This is a genomic window from Vibrio sp. SCSIO 43133, from assembly GCF_023716845.1.
GTDB lineage: Bacteria > Pseudomonadota > Gammaproteobacteria > Enterobacterales > Vibrionaceae > Vibrio > Vibrio mediterranei.
On record NZ_CP068024.1, the window covers coordinates 3,532,932 to 3,549,591 of the forward strand.

At 46.6% G+C, this 16,660-nt stretch carries 13 protein-coding genes, 5 tRNA genes and 3 rRNA genes; 3 read left to right on the plus strand and 18 right to left on the minus strand.

Going from position 1 to position 16,660, the window contains the following annotated elements; genetic code table 11:
- Positions 1-45 precede the first annotated feature (45 nt).
- The 10 genes from crcB to JKJ11_RS16520 form a co-directional block, all read right to left on the minus strand.
- On the minus strand, positions 46-429 hold the full coding sequence (gene crcB, locus JKJ11_RS16475; protein WP_006074609.1) for a fluoride efflux transporter CrcB: 384 nt from the start codon (positions 427-429) through the stop codon (positions 46-48).
- A 148-nt stretch (positions 430-577) separates the two neighbouring features.
- Positions 578-1,960, minus strand: a complete 1,383-nt coding sequence (locus JKJ11_RS16480) for a multicopper oxidase family protein (RefSeq protein WP_124940449.1) — start codon at positions 1,958-1,960, stop codon at positions 578-580.
- A gap of 235 nt (positions 1,961-2,195) precedes the next feature.
- Positions 2,196-2,272: transfer RNA gene (locus JKJ11_RS16485), tRNA-Asp, on the minus strand.
- A 56-nt stretch (positions 2,273-2,328) separates the two neighbouring features.
- Positions 2,329-2,444, minus strand: a 5S ribosomal RNA gene (rrf, locus tag JKJ11_RS16490).
- A gap of 89 nt (positions 2,445-2,533) precedes the next feature.
- Positions 2,534-5,420: ribosomal RNA gene (locus JKJ11_RS16495) — 23S ribosomal RNA — on the minus strand.
- A gap of 288 nt (positions 5,421-5,708) precedes the next feature.
- Positions 5,709-5,784, minus strand: a tRNA-Val gene (locus JKJ11_RS16500).
- A 30-nt stretch (positions 5,785-5,814) separates the two neighbouring features.
- Positions 5,815-5,890: transfer RNA gene (locus JKJ11_RS16505), tRNA-Ala, on the minus strand.
- Positions 5,891-5,919: 29 nt separating this feature from the next.
- Positions 5,920-5,995: transfer RNA gene (locus JKJ11_RS16510), tRNA-Lys, on the minus strand.
- A 2-nt stretch (positions 5,996-5,997) separates the two neighbouring features.
- Positions 5,998-6,073: transfer RNA gene (locus JKJ11_RS16515), tRNA-Glu, on the minus strand.
- Positions 6,074-6,195: 122 nt separating this feature from the next.
- Positions 6,196-7,748 (minus strand): 16S ribosomal RNA (locus JKJ11_RS16520).
- The 16S, 23S and 5S rRNA genes sit together here with 5 tRNA genes alongside, the layout of an rRNA operon.
- Positions 7,749-8,234: 486 nt before the next feature.
- On the opposite strand from JKJ11_RS16520, the gene JKJ11_RS16525 reads away from it, so the two are divergent.
- Complete coding sequence (locus tag JKJ11_RS16525) at positions 8,235-8,783, plus strand: gamma carbonic anhydrase family protein (protein WP_124940450.1); 549 nt, start codon at positions 8,235-8,237, stop codon at positions 8,781-8,783.
- Here JKJ11_RS16525 and JKJ11_RS16530 read toward each other — a convergent pair.
- The 4 genes from JKJ11_RS16530 to tsaC all read right to left on the minus strand — a co-directional run bounded on the left by JKJ11_RS16530 (position 8,780) and on the right by tsaC (position 11,427).
- Complete coding sequence (locus JKJ11_RS16530) at positions 8,780-9,043, minus strand: DUF1488 family protein (RefSeq protein ID WP_038224116.1); 264 nt, start codon at positions 9,041-9,043, stop codon at positions 8,780-8,782. The genes JKJ11_RS16525 and JKJ11_RS16530 overlap by 4 nt on opposite strands.
- 3 nt (positions 9,044-9,046) lie before the next feature.
- Positions 9,047-9,874, minus strand: coding sequence for a shikimate dehydrogenase (gene aroE, locus JKJ11_RS16535; RefSeq protein ID WP_124941202.1), 828 nt, complete (start codon positions 9,872-9,874; stop codon positions 9,047-9,049).
- A gap of 79 nt (positions 9,875-9,953) precedes the next feature.
- Positions 9,954-10,859 carry an oxygen-dependent coproporphyrinogen oxidase gene (gene hemF, locus JKJ11_RS16540; protein ID WP_252038567.1) on the minus strand — a complete coding sequence of 302 codons (906 nt, stop codon included), beginning with the start codon at positions 10,857-10,859 and terminating at the stop codon, positions 9,954-9,956.
- A 10-nt stretch (positions 10,860-10,869) separates the two neighbouring features.
- Complete coding sequence (tsaC, locus tag JKJ11_RS16545) at positions 10,870-11,427, minus strand: L-threonylcarbamoyladenylate synthase type 1 TsaC (RefSeq protein WP_006072995.1); 558 nt, start codon at positions 11,425-11,427, stop codon at positions 10,870-10,872.
- 183 nt (positions 11,428-11,610) lie between these two features.
- Here tsaC and purE point away from each other — a divergent pair, with 183 nt between their 5' ends.
- Positions 11,611-12,096 carry a 5-(carboxyamino)imidazole ribonucleotide mutase gene (purE, locus tag JKJ11_RS16550; RefSeq protein WP_006072996.1) on the plus strand — a complete coding sequence of 162 codons (486 nt, stop codon included), beginning with the start codon at positions 11,611-11,613 and terminating at the stop codon, positions 12,094-12,096.
- A gap of 2 nt (positions 12,097-12,098) precedes the next feature.
- Complete coding sequence (locus tag JKJ11_RS16555; protein ID WP_252038568.1) at positions 12,099-13,229, plus strand: 5-(carboxyamino)imidazole ribonucleotide synthase; 1,131 nt, start codon at positions 12,099-12,101, stop codon at positions 13,227-13,229.
- A 50-nt stretch (positions 13,230-13,279) separates the two neighbouring features.
- On the opposite strand, the gene JKJ11_RS16560 is transcribed toward JKJ11_RS16555, so the two are convergent.
- From JKJ11_RS16560 to JKJ11_RS16575, 4 genes are read right to left on the minus strand one after another with little or no spacing between them, the layout of a single operon-like run.
- The gene (locus tag JKJ11_RS16560; RefSeq protein ID WP_063604586.1) at positions 13,280-13,852 is read right to left on the minus strand and encodes a DNA topoisomerase family protein; all 573 of its coding nucleotides are present in this window, start codon (positions 13,850-13,852) and stop codon (positions 13,280-13,282) included.
- A gap of 36 nt (positions 13,853-13,888) precedes the next feature.
- A complete protein-coding gene (locus tag JKJ11_RS16565) occupies positions 13,889-14,365 on the minus strand; it encodes a DUF494 family protein (RefSeq protein WP_006072999.1) in 477 nt (158 codons plus the stop codon).
- A 2-nt stretch (positions 14,366-14,367) separates the two neighbouring features.
- Positions 14,368-15,468, minus strand: coding sequence for a DNA-processing protein DprA (dprA, locus tag JKJ11_RS16570; protein ID WP_252038569.1), 1,101 nt, complete (start codon positions 15,466-15,468; stop codon positions 14,368-14,370).
- Positions 15,461-16,549, minus strand: a complete 1,089-nt coding sequence (locus JKJ11_RS16575) for a LysM peptidoglycan-binding domain-containing protein (protein WP_252038570.1) — start codon at positions 16,547-16,549, stop codon at positions 15,461-15,463. The genes dprA and JKJ11_RS16575 overlap by 8 nt, the downstream gene beginning before the upstream one ends.
- Positions 16,550-16,660: the final 111 nt, after the last annotated feature.

The window sequence follows — 16,660 nt, forward strand, 5'->3', positions numbered from 1 at the left end:
GAATAATTAGTTCCGATTTTTCAACCAAACTATGTATCTTTTTGTTTAACTTTTGATCAGCAACTGAAACCCTATCCAGCATGCAGAGATACTTAGAACCACATTGAGTAGAACATTAAGTCCCATTTTCAAAAATGCTCCCTGTTGCATCAAGAGTACATTGTCCATGGAAAACGTAGAAAAGGTAGTTAAAGCGCCAAGAAACCCAAGACCTATTATTTGACGCCATGGTTCTGGGGCAAGTACCTCAGTCTCAAAAGCGGCTATGAGTAACCCCATAATAAACGAACCAACTACGTTAACGGTAAGTGTCCCATAAGGGAACCCTCGACCAAAAAGTACAATACATAATTCTGAAACTAAGTAGCGTGAGCATGCACCAAAAGCACCACCTATCGCTATAAAACCTAAAACTGCAAACTGACCCATCATCGAGTACCTAAAATTAAATGCCTATAGAGCTAATAGTATACGAACACTTGATGATTTCGACAGAAGTCAGCGAAAATTATGTTTTCATAAGACACAGATAGTCTATCGTTTGTAGTCAAAATTTAAAACGTTACAGGAGTCACTTTTAACTCACTTTGACGTATCCCATTAGTCCTGTCTTCATATGTTCAATAACATGACAGTGATACATCCAGCTTCCAGGGTTATCTGCAACAAATGCAACTTTTGCTCTGCCGTTTTTTCCAAGTAACACAGTGTCGGTATGAAATGGCTCGACCTCTTTGTCATCCAGCTCAAGCACTGTAAAAGTATGACCATGTAGATGAATAGGATGGTGATACTGTGTGACATTTCTGAGATCGAAAATATAAGTACGGCCCAACTCCAACTCTGCAATAGGATCTGGTATTTTATCTTCACTCATGCCTTCCCAAGCTCTTTTGTTCATTAACCAGAACTTAGGTATAGCTTTACCGTCTTTACTTGCTGGAGTAACAGCCCCTTCCCACTCGAAGACAAAGTCCTTGGTGATGGCATTCGATAGGTCAGGCTTTGGAATTGGGTTTAATGGTAAGGATGGTATCTTTTGTTCCTTAGCAACGCCCTCACCTTTGACTGAGAAAGAACAAAGAGGAAATGGGAAGTTACCCTTTAGGTGGCGAACATAAACTGTAGAACCATCTTGCTTAGGGGCAACTATGGCCAAATCAAGACGCATACCTGGGCCCATTTTATGGTCAGTAAGCTTATACGGAGTGGATATTGGGTTTCCATCGATAGCAATTACCCAAGCTGTCGCACCTTCTACAGCGATCTTATAAGTTAAGGTATTATCAACATTTACCACACGCGCTCTAATAAGCCCGTTAGGACGAACTTTGTAATTAGGTTCATTGGTACCATTAACTGTTCCCCACTCACCAGGAGTACCCATACGAGCGCTATATCGGGGAATCATTAGCTGCTTCCAATTACCTTTTTTGTCTATGTGCCAATTTTTTAATACTAATTCCATATCATGATCGAATTCTAAAGGCTCGCTCTCTTCAACAATAAGCGCTCCAACCAGTCCCTTGCCGAGTTGAACCACGCTATTCATATGAGGGTGATACCAAAAGGTTCCGGCATCTGGCGGCGTAAATTCATAGATAAAGGTTTCATTAGGCATTATCGGGGGCTGACTTAGGAAAGGTACGCCATCCATCTCGATAGGTATTCGAAGTCCGTGCCAGTGAATCGTCGTGGGTTCGTCTAGCTTGTTAGTGAAACGAATGACTACCTTCTGTCCTTGCTTGCAGCGAATTGTGGGCGCAGGAATTTGGCCGTTAAAGCCCAAGACCTCGGTTTGATATCCTGGAACAAGTTCTGCAGTCGTAGGTTGCGCCGTCAGATCATAAACGATGCGATCTTGTGACTCAGAGACTTTTGTTAATGAGCACCCAGGGATAGCAGCTATAGCAGAAAATGATAATGAGCTTTTTAAGAAAGTACGACGAGATAGATTCATTCTAATAGTCCTTTTTTTGACCTATTAGATAATGATTCTCAATTACTTGCAATCAACTTAATTGATAGATGTGAATGCAGACTTGAATGGCTATATGAAAACTATGATAAATATCAGACTGTTACGAATTGAGGTAAAAATCCGTTTAAGTCGATAATAACAGCACCAGGGAAGTTAATTACTAAACTTTAGATAATAAAAAACCCGACGCTTTCGCATCGGGTTTTCTAATAAGTGGCGGAGTGGACGGGACTCGAACCCGCGACCCCCGGCGTGACAGGCCGGTATTCTAACCAACTGAACTACCACTCCGCAGTGGTCTATTTAAAGTCTTATCTAAATCGTGCTTTAAACAGATGTTGTTCAAAGCCTGGCGATGTCCTACTCTCACATGGGGAAGCCCCACACTACCATCGGCGCTATTGCGTTTCACTTCTGAGTTCGGCATGGAGTCAGGTGGGTCCACAACGCTATGGTCGCCAAGCAAATTCTTAATTCGGAAAACTGATTTAAAAGTCTAAATACACATTCAAAGTTCTTGCTTTGAGTCCATCAAAACCCTTTGGGTGTTGTATGGTTAAGCCTCACGGGCAATTAGTACAGGTTAGCTCAACGCCTCACAACGCTTACACACCCTGCCTATCAACGTTCTAGTCTCGAACAACCCTTTAGGACGCTTTAAGCGCCAGGGAAGACTCATCTCAGGGCTCGCTTCCCGCTTAGATGCTTTCAGCGGTTATCGATTCCGAACTTAGCTACCGGGCAATGCGTCTGGCGACACAACCCGAACACCAGAGGTTCGTCCACTCCGGTCCTCTCGTACTAGGAGCAGCCCCCTTCAATCTTCCAACGCCCACGGCAGATAGGGACCGAACTGTCTCACGACGTTCTAAACCCAGCTCGCGTACCACTTTAAATGGCGAACAGCCATACCCTTGGGACCGACTTCAGCCCCAGGATGTGATGAGCCGACATCGAGGTGCCAAACACCGCCGTCGATATGAACTCTTGGGCGGTATCAGCCTGTTATCCCCGGAGTACCTTTTATCCGTTGAGCGATGGCCCTTCCATTCAGAACCACCGGATCACTATGACCTGCTTTCGCACCTGCTCGAATTGTCATTCTCGCAGTCAAGCGGGCTTATGCCATTGCACTAACCTCACGATGTCCAACCGTGATTAGCCCACCTTCGTGCTCCTCCGTTACTCTTTGGGAGGAGACCGCCCCAGTCAAACTACCCACCAGGCACTGTCCTCATTCCCGATTAGGGAACCAAGTTAGAACATCAAACATACAAGGGTGGTATTTCAAGATTGCCTCCACGAATACTGGCGTACTCGCTTCAAAGGCTCCCACCTATCCTACACATGTAGGCTCAATGTTCAGTGCCAAGCTGTAGTAAAGGTTCACGGGGTCTTTCCGTCTAGCCGCGGGTACACTGCATCTTCACAGCGATTTCAATTTCACTGAGTCTCGGGTGGAGACAGCGTGGCCATCATTACGCCATTCGTGCAGGTCGGAACTTACCCGACAAGGAATTTCGCTACCTTAGGACCGTTATAGTTACGGCCGCCGTTTACCGGGGCTTCGATCAAGAGCTTCGTCCGAAAACTAACCCCATCAATTAACCTTCCGGCACCGGGCAGGCGTCACACCGTATACGTCATCTTGCGATTTTGCACAGTGCTGTGTTTTTAATAAACAGTTGCAGCCACCTGGTATCTGCGACTCTCGGTAGCTCCATCCGCAAGGGACTTCACCACTAAGAGCGTACCTTCTCCCGAAGTTACGGTACCATTTTGCCTAGTTCCTTCACCCGAGTTCTCTCAAGCGCCTTGGTATTCTCTACCCGACCACCTGTGTCGGTTTGGGGTACGATTCCTTACAATCTGAAGCTTAGAGGCTTTTCCTGGAAGCATGGCATCAATGACTTCACTACCGTAGTAGCTCGACATCGTGTCTCAGCCTTAAAAAGGTCCGGATTTACCTAAACCTTAAGCCTACGCACTTGAACCTGGACAACCGTCGCCAGGCCCACCTAGCCTTCTCCGTCCCCCCATCGCAATTGTAAGAAGTACGGGAATATTAACCCGTTTCCCATCGACTACGCCTTTCGGCCTCGCCTTAGGGGTCGACTTACCCTGCCCCGATTAACGTTGGACAGGAACCCTTGGTCTTCCGGCGAGGAGGTTTTTCACCCCCTTTATCGTTACTCATGTCAGCATTCGCACTTCTGATACCTCCAGCAGACCTTACAATCCACCTTCAACGGCTTACAGAACGCTCCCCTACCCAATACATAAATGCATTGCCGCAGCTTCGGTGTATAGCTTAGCCCCGTTACATCTTCCGCGCAGGCCGACTCGACTAGTGAGCTATTACGCTTTCTTTAAATGATGGCTGCTTCTAAGCCAACATCCTAGCTGTCTAAGCCTTCCCACATCGTTTCCCACTTAGCTATACTTTGGGACCTTAGCTGGCGGTCTGGGTTGTTTCCCTCTCCACGACGGACGTTAGCACCCGCCGTGTGTCTCCCGGATAGTACTTACTGGTATTCGGAGTTTGCAAAGGGTTGGTAAGTCGGGATGACCCCCTAGCCTTAACAGTGCTCTACCCCCAGTAGTATTCATCCGAGGCTCTACCTAAATAGATTTCGGGGAGAACCAGCTATCTCCAGGTTTGATTGGCCTTTCACCCCTAGCCACAAGTCATCCGCTAATTTTTCAACATTAGTCGGTTCGGTCCTCCAGTTGATGTTACTCAACCTTCAACCTGCCCATGGCTAGATCACCTGGTTTCGGGTCTATATCCAGAGACTGAACGCCCAGTTAAGACTCGGTTTCCCTACGGCTCCCCTAAACGGTTAACCTTGCCACTGAATATAAGTCGCTGACCCATTATACAAAAGGTACGCAGTCACACCACGAAGGTGCTCCTACTGCTTGTACGTACACGGTTTCAGGTTCTATTTCACTCCCCTCACAGGGGTTCTTTTCGCCTTTCCCTCACGGTACTGGTTCACTATCGGTCAGTCAGTAGTATTTAGCCTTGGAGGATGGTCCCCCCATATTCAGACAGGATATCACGTGTCCCGCCCTACTCGATTTCACTGATGATGAGATGTCGGTTACGGGGCTATCACCCTGTATCGCGGCACTTTCCAGAGCCTTCACCTGTCTCATTAAAAGCTTAAGGGCTAATCCAATTTCGCTCGCCGCTACTTTCGGAATCTCGGTTGATTTCTCTTCCTCGGGGTACTTAGATGTTTCAGTTCCCCCGGTTCGCCTCGCTGAGCTATGTATTCACTCAGCGATAACTGCTTATGCAGTTGGGTTTCCCCATTCAGGGATCTCAGACTCACAGGTTTTTACTACCTAATCTGAGCTTATCGCAAGTTAATACGCCTTTCATCGCCTCTGACTGCCAAGGCATCCACCGTGTACGCTTAGTCACTTAACCATACAACCCCAAAGGGTCTTTGTTACGTAACCAAAGTTGTCTGCATTTTTATACATGTGCAGACTCGATTTTGCCGGACTCAAATATGAATTACTTTCGTAATTCCCAAGAACACTTGAATGTGTGTTGGTACCTACATCTTTCGATATAGGATTTGAGAACTTTTAAATGAATAACATTAATCAAATGTTATTCGTCAGCTTTCCAAATTGTTAAAGAACGAGACTTCTACAGCAATAAAGCTTTCGAAACCATTTTTAAGAACACTTAAGAAAATGTGCTTAAAGATGGTGGGCGATACCGGGCTCGAACCAGTGACCCCCTCCTTGTAAGGGAGGTGCTCTCCCAACTGAGCTAATCGCCCACGAAAGTCATTCCGTGGAATGTTCAAGAATGGTGGAGCTAAGCAGGATCGAACTGCTGACCTCCTGCGTGCAAGGCAGGCGCTCTCCCAGCTGAGCTATAGCCCCATTTCTTGAGAGTTCCTTCAAAGAAGGAATGGTGGGTCGTGCAGGATTCGAACCTGCGACCAATTGATTAAAAGTCAACTGCTCTACCAACTGAGCTAACGACCCAATGGTATCCCGTAGGGGAGTCGAACCCCTGTTACCGCCGTGAAAGGGCGGTGTCCTAGGCCTCTAGACGAACGGGACACTAAGCAGTAAGTGTTGGGCACTTACTATTTTCTGCTTTCGCTTTTCAGCAAAAACAAAATCTCTTTATCTTTACAAACCTAATCAATCTGTGTGAACACTCATCGCAATAATCTTTCGTATAAGGAGGTGATCCAGCCCCAGGTTCCCCTAGGGCTACCTTGTTACGACTTCACCCCAGTCATGAACCACAAAGTGGTGAGCGTCCTCCCGAAGGTTAAACTACCCACTTCTTTTGCAGCCCACTCCCATGGTGTGACGGGCGGTGTGTACAAGGCCCGGGAACGTATTCACCGTAGCATTCTGATCTACGATTACTAGCGATTCCGACTTCATGGAGTCGAGTTGCAGACTCCAATCCGGACTACGACGCACTTTTTGGGATTCGCTCACTTTCGCAAGTTGGCTGCCCTCTGTATGCGCCATTGTAGCACGTGTGTAGCCCTACTCGTAAGGGCCATGATGACTTGACGTCGTCCCCACCTTCCTCCGGTTTATCACCGGCAGTCTCCCTGGAGTTCCCGACATTACTCGCTGGCAAACAAGGATAAGGGTTGCGCTCGTTGCGGGACTTAACCCAACATTTCACAACACGAGCTGACGACAGCCATGCAGCACCTGTCTCAGAGCTCCCGAAGGCACACCTGCGTCTCCGCTGGCTTCTCTGGATGTCAAGAGTAGGTAAGGTTCTTCGCGTTGCATCGAATTAAACCACATGCTCCACCGCTTGTGCGGGCCCCCGTCAATTCATTTGAGTTTTAATCTTGCGACCGTACTCCCCAGGCGGTCTACTTAACGCGTTAGCTCCGAAAGCCACGGCTCAAGGCCACAACCTCCAAGTAGACATCGTTTACGGCGTGGACTACCAGGGTATCTAATCCTGTTTGCTCCCCACGCTTTCGCATCTGAGTGTCAGTATCTGTCCAGGGGGCCGCCTTCGCCACCGGTATTCCTTCAGATCTCTACGCATTTCACCGCTACACCTGAAATTCTACCCCCCTCTACAGTACTCTAGTCCGCCAGTTTCAAATGCAGTTCCGAGGTTGAGCCCCGGGCTTTCACATCTGACTTAACGAACCACCTGCATGCGCTTTACGCCCAGTAATTCCGATTAACGCTCGCACCCTCCGTATTACCGCGGCTGCTGGCACGGAGTTAGCCGGTGCTTCTTCTGCAGCTAACGTCAAACGAGCACGCTATTAACGTACCCGCCTTCCTCACTGCTGAAAGTGCTTTACAACCCGAAGGCCTTCTTCACACACGCGGCATGGCTGCATCAGGCTTGCGCCCATTGTGCAATATTCCCCACTGCTGCCTCCCGTAGGAGTCTGGACCGTGTCTCAGTTCCAGTGTGGCTGATCATCCTCTCAGACCAGCTAGGGATCGTCGCCTTGGTGAGCCATTACCTCACCAACTAGCTAATCCCACCTGGGCATATCCTGACGCGAGAGGCCCGAAGGTCCCCCTCTTTGGCCCGAAGGCATTATGCGGTATTAGCCATCGTTTCCAATGGTTATCCCCCACATCAGGGCAATTTCCCAGGCATTACTCACCCGTCCGCCGCTCGACGCCGTTAACGTCACCCGAAGGGTCAGTTAACTCGTTTCCGCTCGACTTGCATGTGTTAGGCCTGCCGCCAGCGTTCAATCTGAGCCATGATCAAACTCTTCAATTTAAGATTTTGTTCGGCTCAATGAATACTGAACATTACATAAGTAATGTTTGAATTGACTGTGCTGAATCTTTCGATTCAATGGTCACTTCGTTTCATTGAAACCTAATTTGATACCGAAGTATCTAATTTGATTATCATCAACGAGTGCCCACACAGATTGATAGGTTTATATTGTTAAAGAGCTTGTTTTGAGCTTTGCTCAAAACGGACGGCCATTTTAGCGAGATAAGTTGTCGTGTCAACCACTTTTTTCAACTTATTTTGCTAAGCTTCTTAGAAGCTTGAGACCTTCTGACCGGATGCGAACTTTCGTCTGCGTTCCCGTGTCAGCGAGGGGGCATTATAGAGATCGAAATCTTCTTGGCAATACCCAAAATGCATTTTTTTCTGTTTTTTTGTTTGGATGATTATATTTTGCTCTTTAGCCCTATAAATAGCCTTAAATTAGCGCCAAACTAACTAACAAATATCGACTTAGGGAACACTATGACTTCAATACGCAGCTATAAAGGCATCTCTCCTCAACTTGATGACTCGGTCTATATAGATAAGACGAGCGTGATTGTTGGAGATGTACGTTTAGGAAAAGACGCCAGTATCTGGCCTTTAGTTTCTGCTAGGGGTGATGTGAATCATATCGTTATTGGGGAGCGCACCAATATCCAAGATAACAGTGTTCTTCATGTTACTCACAAGAACAGCGATAACCCAGAGGGTTATCCGTTACTCATAGGTAATGATGTAACCATTGGTCATAAAGTAATGCTTCATGGCTGTATTATTGAAGATCGCGTTTTGGTAGGTATGGGGGCTATTATTCTCGATGGTGCAATCGTTGAGTCTGAGGTAATGATTGGTGCCGGAAGTTTGGTACCACCAAATAAGAGACTCGAAAGTGGTTATCTATATGTAGGGAGCCCGGTAAAACAAGCACGACCTCTTACGGATAAGGAACGTGCTTTTTTACAGAAATCAGCTGATAACTATGTTCAGAATAAGAACGACTATATGCACAAGGTGCATTCCATTCGTTAACGAATGACTATCTTACCTTGCTCATCAAAGCTCTCATCTTCTATGAGAGCTTCTGCTATTTCTTCTATATCAAAGCGAACAGAGTCAAACATTGGTATAGCTTCTTGTTTAGAGACCTCTTTCTGGTAGGCGAGTTGAGCTAGCTTTTCTAAACTCACCAAACAAACAATAAGCATACCCGACTGGTGTGCATGAAACTCAACCATTCCAGTTGCTTCATCCCACGTCACTTGGTCGGAGAATAGAATAGATTGATTCATTACTTAAGCCTCGAGGTTCTTTCTTAGCTCTCTAAGAATTTGTTTCGTCCCAGGTCTTAGTCCACGCCACAACAAAAAGCTTTCTGCAGCCTGTCCCACCAACATACCTAATCCATCATAAACACATCGAGCACCGGACGTTTTGGCCCACTGGTTAAATGTCGTCAGTCCCTGACCATAAGCCATATCATAGCTGACAGTATTGGCACCGAAGATCGAATCACTAATATCTGGTACTTGCTTATATAAACTAGCAGATGTCGAATTGATTACCACATCATAGGCACAGCCAACACTGTTTATTTCCGCTGCTTGTATAGTTCCAAAAGGCGAAAACAATTCGGCCAGTTGTTGAGCTTTTTCATAAGTACGATTAGTAATGGTTATGGAGCTTGGCTGTTGATCAAGTAACGGCTTAAGTACACCTCGAGCTGCGCCGCCAGCCCCTATAACTAAAATTGAAGCGCCCGCTAATTGCACTTGATGCTGCAACAAGTCTTGAACCAACCCTTCTCCGTCAGTGTTATCACCAATGATTTCACCATCATCCAGTTTCTTGAGTGTGTTGACCGCTCCGGCTAGTTCAGCACGCTCGGTTAATCGACTAGCGAACTGGAAGGCATCTTCTTTAAATGGCGCAGTAATATTGCAGCCTCGACCACCATCAGCAAAAAACTGACTAGCAGCTTGAGTGAACTCTCCCTCCTCTGGCTGCAAGCGCCCATATTCAATATGTTGAGAAGTTTGACGTGCGAAGAGTGTATGTATGTAAGGAGACTTGCTTTGTGAAATGGGGTTTCCAAAAACGACGTACTGATCGGGCTTGCTCATGTCCTTGCCTGCTGCGTGCCAAAGTGAATAGTTCGACACTATCACTTCGACACTCATTCGCCAAGCTATGCCTGTCGCTTTACCAGTCTCGCGGCTGAAGGTAGTGCGCGTAAAGCTCGTTTTCTGGTGAGCCTTCTTCTGGTTGATAACTATATTCCCAGCGAGCTAGTGGTGGCATCGACATTAAAATAGACTCCGTGCGACCACCACTTTGCAAACCAAACAATGTACCTCGGTCATAGACCAAGTTAAATTCGACATAGCGACCACGTCGATAAAGTTGGAACTGACGCTCTCTCTCTCCGAATTCTGTATGCTTTCGTTTCTGTACTATCGGTAAATACGCATCGGTATAACTAGAACCAACGGCTTTCATATAGGCAAAGCTGCGCTCGAAACCCCATTGGTTGAGATCGTCAAAAAACAAACCACCGACACCACGAGTTTCGTTACGATGAGGAAGGAAGAAGTACTCATCACACCATTTCTTGTGTTCGCTATAGACTTGCTCTCCAAATGGCGCACAAATATCCTTGGCCACTTGGTGCCAGTGTTGACAATCTTCTTCAAATGGATAATACGGCGTAAGGTCAAAGCCACCACCAAACCACCAGATAGGTGCCTCACCCTCTTTTTCAGCAATAAAGAAACGTACGTTGGCATGGGATGTTGGAATGTAAGGGTTTTTAGGATGAATAACTAAAGACACGCCCATTGCTTCAAATTTTCGACCCGCTAATTCAGGTCGGTGAGCTGTCGCGGAAGCTGGCATTTTGTCTCCAAAGACATGAGAAAAGTTAACACCACCTTGCTCGAAGACCACACCATCTTTTAATACTCGACTACGACCACCGCCACCTTGCTCACGCAGCCATTCATCCTGCTGAAATGTTGCACCACCATCTTCATGTTCAAGCTTTTGGCAAATATCATCCTGGAGCTGTAATAAAAAAGCTTTGACCTGATGTTTATCCACTTGTTGCATCTAGTTACCCTCAGCCTTGTCTCAATACTTTTAACGTTCTTGCATCTCGAATTTCACTCGGTTTATTACGACCGCCAGTTTCACCATCAAGAATTTCCGCCAATCGATCACCTAGCTGCGATTTGACTTCTTCGGTTGTCATGCAGGAAGGCATTCCTGACAAGTTGGCACTGGTCGAGGTAATCGGCTTACCATAAGAAAGGCAAAGTTGCTGCACTAACTCGTGATCGGTAACTCGAACCGCAATCGTATCGAATGCACCACTAAGCCATGATGAGACTCTGTCACTCGCTGGCATAATCCAGGTATAAGGTCCTGGCCAAGTATTTTGTACACTTTCGAGCTGCGTCGCTGTCAACTTAGTCTCGTCAACATAAGGTCGAAGCTGTTCATAGTTGGCAGCGATTAGGATCAGTCCTTTCTCTACTGGACGTTGTTTCACTGCCAGTAGTTTTTCAATGGCACTAACATCATCAGGATCACAACCGACACCAAATACTCCTTCAGTCGGATAAGCAATCACTTCACCAGATTTAAGTGCGGCAACTGTACTTTGAAAATTATCCACCGAGCCTTCCTTTTATTAAAACCTAAACAATTAATTTACATTTCAACGGCACTATGCGGAAAAGCGACATGAGAATCCAGAAAAAAACACAAAAATCACTCACGCAAACGTTTTCCTTAGAAAAAAATCCTCGTATAATGCGCGCAAATTAGTCCATTTGCACACGCCTTGAAGGAGCTTCGGATGAAAGTCGGCATTATTATGGGTTCAAAATCAGATTGGCCAACCATGAAACTAGCAGCAGAGATGCTTGATCAGTTTGGTGTAGATTATGAAACCAAGGTTGTTTCTGCGCACCGTACGCCTCAACTATTAGCAGACTATGCAACGACTGCAAAAGAGCGTGGCATCAAAGTTATTATTGCGGGAGCAGGCGGTGCGGCGCACCTTCCGGGCATGGCGGCAGCATTTACCAGTGTTCCTGTCCTCGGAGTTCCTGTACAGAGCCGAGCACTAAAAGGCATGGATTCTTTGCTGTCTATTGTGCAAATGCCAAAAGGCATTGCTGTTGGCACACTCGCTATTGGTGAAGCCGGCGCAGCAAATGCGGGAATCTTAGCAGCGCAAATCATTGGTGTTCATAATGATGCCGTGATGGAGAAAGTCGAAGCATTCCGCAGCCAACAGACCGAAACCGTTCTTGCTAACCCAGATCCGTCTGAGGACTAATAATGAAACACGTATTGGTACTTGGTGCAGGTCAGTTAGCACGAATGATGTCGCTGGCTGGCGCGCCTCTCAACATCAAGATATCTGCCTTTGATGTGCGCAGCGAAAACATTGTGCACCCCCTGACTCTGGAAGTGCTTGGGCAAGGTCTACAACAAGCCATATCGCAAGCTGACGTTATTACCGCTGAATTTGAACATATTCCTCTCGATGTTTTGGCAATCTGCGAAGCAAGTGGGAAGTTTTTGCCATCGACAGAAGCGATTAAAGCCGGTGGTGATAGACGAATTGAAAAAGCGCTGCTTGATAATGCTGGGGTTAAGAACGCGACCTATGCGGTTATTACCGAACGTAGCGATCTTGATACCGCTGTCGCCACCGTAGGTTTGCCTATGGTACTTAAGAGTGCGTTAGGCGGCTATGACGGCAAAGGACAATGGCGACTCAAAACATTAGAAAATATAGAGCAAATCTGGACTGAAATGGCTCAGTGCATTGCGGATTCAGATAATCAAGCCATCGTGGCTGAAGAATTTGTGCCGTTCCAACGTGAAGTATCGCTTGTGGGTGCTCGCAACCAACACGGTGATATTGCGATTTATCCACTGGCAGAAAATGTACACACTGACGGAGTACTTACTCTGTCTACTGCTATCGATGAGCCTGAGCTACAAGCACAAGCTGCGCAAATGTTTACCGCTGTCGCCGAGTCTCTCGAATATGTCGGTGTATTGGCACTGGAGTTTTTCGATGTAAACGGCCAACTTCTCGTTAATGAAATTGCGCCGCGCGTACACAACTCAGGACACTGGACTCAGCAAGGTGCCGATACGTGTCAGTTCGAAAACCACCTACGTGCAGTTTGCGACATGCCTCTTGGTTCCACGGAAGCCGTTAGAGCCACCTCTATGGTTAATATCCTTGGTGAAGACTCCGTTCCAGATGCTGTTTACGCTCTAGCTGGATGTCATGTTCATTGGTATGGCAAAGAAAAACGTGCTGGACGCAAAATGGGGCATATTAATGTGTCGGCAACGAGTCAACGCGAGCTAAAAGCAACACTCGTTCAGCTTGCAGACTTACTGGATGAGTCAGCCTACCCTGCTCTCAAACCCGCAGCGCTTGCGCTGTAAGTATTAGCTAGCCTAAATACAAAAAAACGGCTCCAATTAGGAGCCGTTTTTTATTCTTGTACTTTCTGGCATCGTCTCGATGCACATTCCAACACCGTTCCTGCTGCGCGTTTTTTCTCAACCAGCAACGTGTAGCCACAATACTGACACACTCCGGGAACCGGAACATGATTCACGGCAAACTTGCACTTAGGGTAACTGTCGCACGCAAAAAACACTTTTCCAAAACGTGATTTACGCTCTTTTAGCGCCCCTTTGCTGCACTCTGGACAGCTAACGGAGTCTTTTGCTTCTTGCTCTGGCTCATCTTGTTTATTTGGCGACTGAATGAAATGGCAGTCTGGGTAATTGCTACACCCAATAAACATACCAAAGCGTCCTTGACGTAACAGCAATTCTGAACCGCAATCGGGACAAGCGACACCAAGCTCTTTGATAATATGCCCATCATTTTGATGCAAAGGTTTAATATAATCGCAGCTTGGATACTGATCGCAGCCTAGAAACGGACCGTGTTTGCCATTCTTAAGTAGCAACTTGCCTGAATGACACTGTGGACAAGGCTCATGATCCAACGCATGTTCATGAGCCGAGAAAAGTTGGTTATCGATTTTACCACTCATGGGTGTCTCTTAACTTATCGCCAAATTTGGCTTAGCTTAGTGGACTACACCCCTCTCTGCGGTGTAGATCAGTTCTTCCATGAGAGTGTACGCGTTTTCGTTGCCAGGAACATTGAACAAAACCATCAAAATGATCCATTTTAGGTCGTCCAATTCAAAATCATTGGTTTCCAGTCCCATAACACGATCAATAACCATTTCACGAGTTTCAGCTGTCAACACACCTATCTGCTCCAAGAACAACAGCAAGCCACGGCTTTTCACATCCATACGTGACATTTCTTGCGCCGTATAAATGCGTGTCGATGTCGCGGCGCTGGTTGCAATGGCCGATTGATTATCCGCATTTTGCAGTTCGGCTAAATCCTCTAGCCATTCTAACGCTTTATAAATATCTTTTTGCTTAAAGCCTGCTCGCAGCAGTTCATCCTCAAGTTCGTCTTGGTCTACCTGCAGATCTGCATCACTATGCACGTAGGTTTCGAACAGGTACATCAGTATGTCCATCATCATAGCTAGCCTCTCCCCTTAAGAATATAACCACCGTTAACTGCAACAACATGCCCTAATAACTCGAGCTCTAGTAGCTGTTGCATGACCTCTTGCACAGGAATATGGGTCTTTTGCGCTAAAATATCAACTGGTGTTGCCTCTATTCCTACGTTAGCCAACAGATCGGGAAATGGCAATTCTTCTTTATCAATAACTTGGTCAAAAAGTGTCGGTTGTACTTTTTTAGACCAGTTGGTGAGAGATTCTATTTCACTAAGAAGATCATTAGGAGACTGCACCAAACAAGCTCCCAATTTGATCAACGAGTGACAACCACTATGGAAAGGGTGGCGAATTGAACCAGGAATGGCAAAAACATCTCGCCCTTGCTCAGCCGCGTATTTAGCAGTAATCAACGAACCACTTTTCTCTGTCGCTTCAACCACCAATACAGCTAAAGACAGTCCACTTACGATTCGGTTACGACGCGGGAAGTGCTCAGCCCTAGGTTTTACCGAAGGTAAATGTTCACTGACTAACGCACCTTGCTCTGCAATGCGAGAGGCCAATGACTTATGACGTGCCGGATAGATTTGCGATAAACCAGAACCCAATACGGCAATAGTAGGACCTTGTGCATCCAGCGCTCCTTGATGAGCGTGACCGTCAATGCCCAAAGCTAAACCACTCGTCACGCAGTAATCATGCTTTGCAAATGTACTGGCATAGCTGCGAGCAATCTCTAGCCCTTCCAAAGTAGCATTGCGACTTCCCACCATGGCAATTTGAGGTGCCGCAAGTAAGGATAACTGCCCCTCAACAAATAAAACCGGCGGCGCTCCCTTGGTTTCACTCAATAGTGGCGGATACGCCTTATCGCCACTGGTCACAATGTAGCGACGCTCTCCCGACGCCCAAGCGAGAGCCTGTTCAGCAAGCGCTATCGATTGATGATGGATAAACGCCACTTGATGCGACTTCAAACCAATAGAGGCCAGTTCCTGTGGTGAATAGCTAACAATGTTGAGCGGACTATCTATCGCTCGTAACTTTTCGAACGTGACAGCACCGATGCCGGGGCACAGAGAAAGCCGCAGCCAAGCTAGAGTGCGAGCGTCACTCACGATACACCCTATCGCTGCTTGGTGGCACAATAATGGTCTGCTTGGTGATAGGCTCTAGAGACTCAGTAACCAGTGCGACACTGAAACGTTGATAACTGTGAATCACCATCAAGCGCCCTATGTCTATTAATGGAAACTGAGACATAGCTACATGAGACTCGTCACGACCACTTAAACCATGCTGACCACCGGAATAAACAAATGTTTCACTGGGCCTTTTTAGTATGTAGCTACTGCCTTCAACAACAGAAGCGTCTTGCCCTGCATTCAACACTACCGTATGTCCTTGAACCGCAAAATGCAGAGAATTGAACATTCCTACGATGCGAAGATCTTCTACATTAGGTCCTGCTTTTGGCTCAAAAAGCGTTGATGATTCATCTCGAGCTAGCTCGGAGATAGGAATAGCAATGTCTCCTCGCTTGAGCTCATGATTAAAATCCGTCAACTGCAAAACAGCAATATCATTTACCTGTTTCATCAAACGGGCTATCGCCAGTCGTTTAATTTCTCTCATAGTAAAGTGCTCATCATCGTTGCGATAGAGCTTCCCCACTCGATAAATGACCCAGTTTTGCTCATGGCCTTGATAATCAATGTAGACCTCATCTTGATTGGAAATGTAATCCAAGCCACGACTAGAGCCTACTATCTTAGGATAAGTGGCTAACTCACTCGCAAGTATCAATCTCTCTTGTTCTCTATAACGAGCAATGGCATGAGGATTTAACCAACTTGACGGCTGTTTTGGCGTAACGTCCGTCACTGGAGAAAGGCGCCTTAGCGCTTTCTTTATCAATTGCGGTTGCCCTGCTACCCAGACTAATAACAGCGTATCTCCCGGGTAAATTTTATGAGGATTAGCTATATGAGAGTTGTGTAGCCAAAGCTCTGGCCAGCGCCAAGGAGAGGATAAGTATCGCCCTGAAACTGCCCATAAAGTATCGCCAGACTTAACAACATAATGTCGAGGCGCATCTGGTTTGAGGAAGTCGCTTACGCTAGCGTGAGATTGAAACGCCCATAAGGTGATAGAAAAAAGAGATGAAAGAGTCAATAGCAGACATATTCCCTGCTTCATACACCGCAATCCTTCGCTTTGTTTCAAGGGATGCTGTCATTTAGGTGCGAAAATGTCTAGAATTGAACCAACGAAGTCCATGCCTATTCGGCACAGTTCAACATTTTGAGT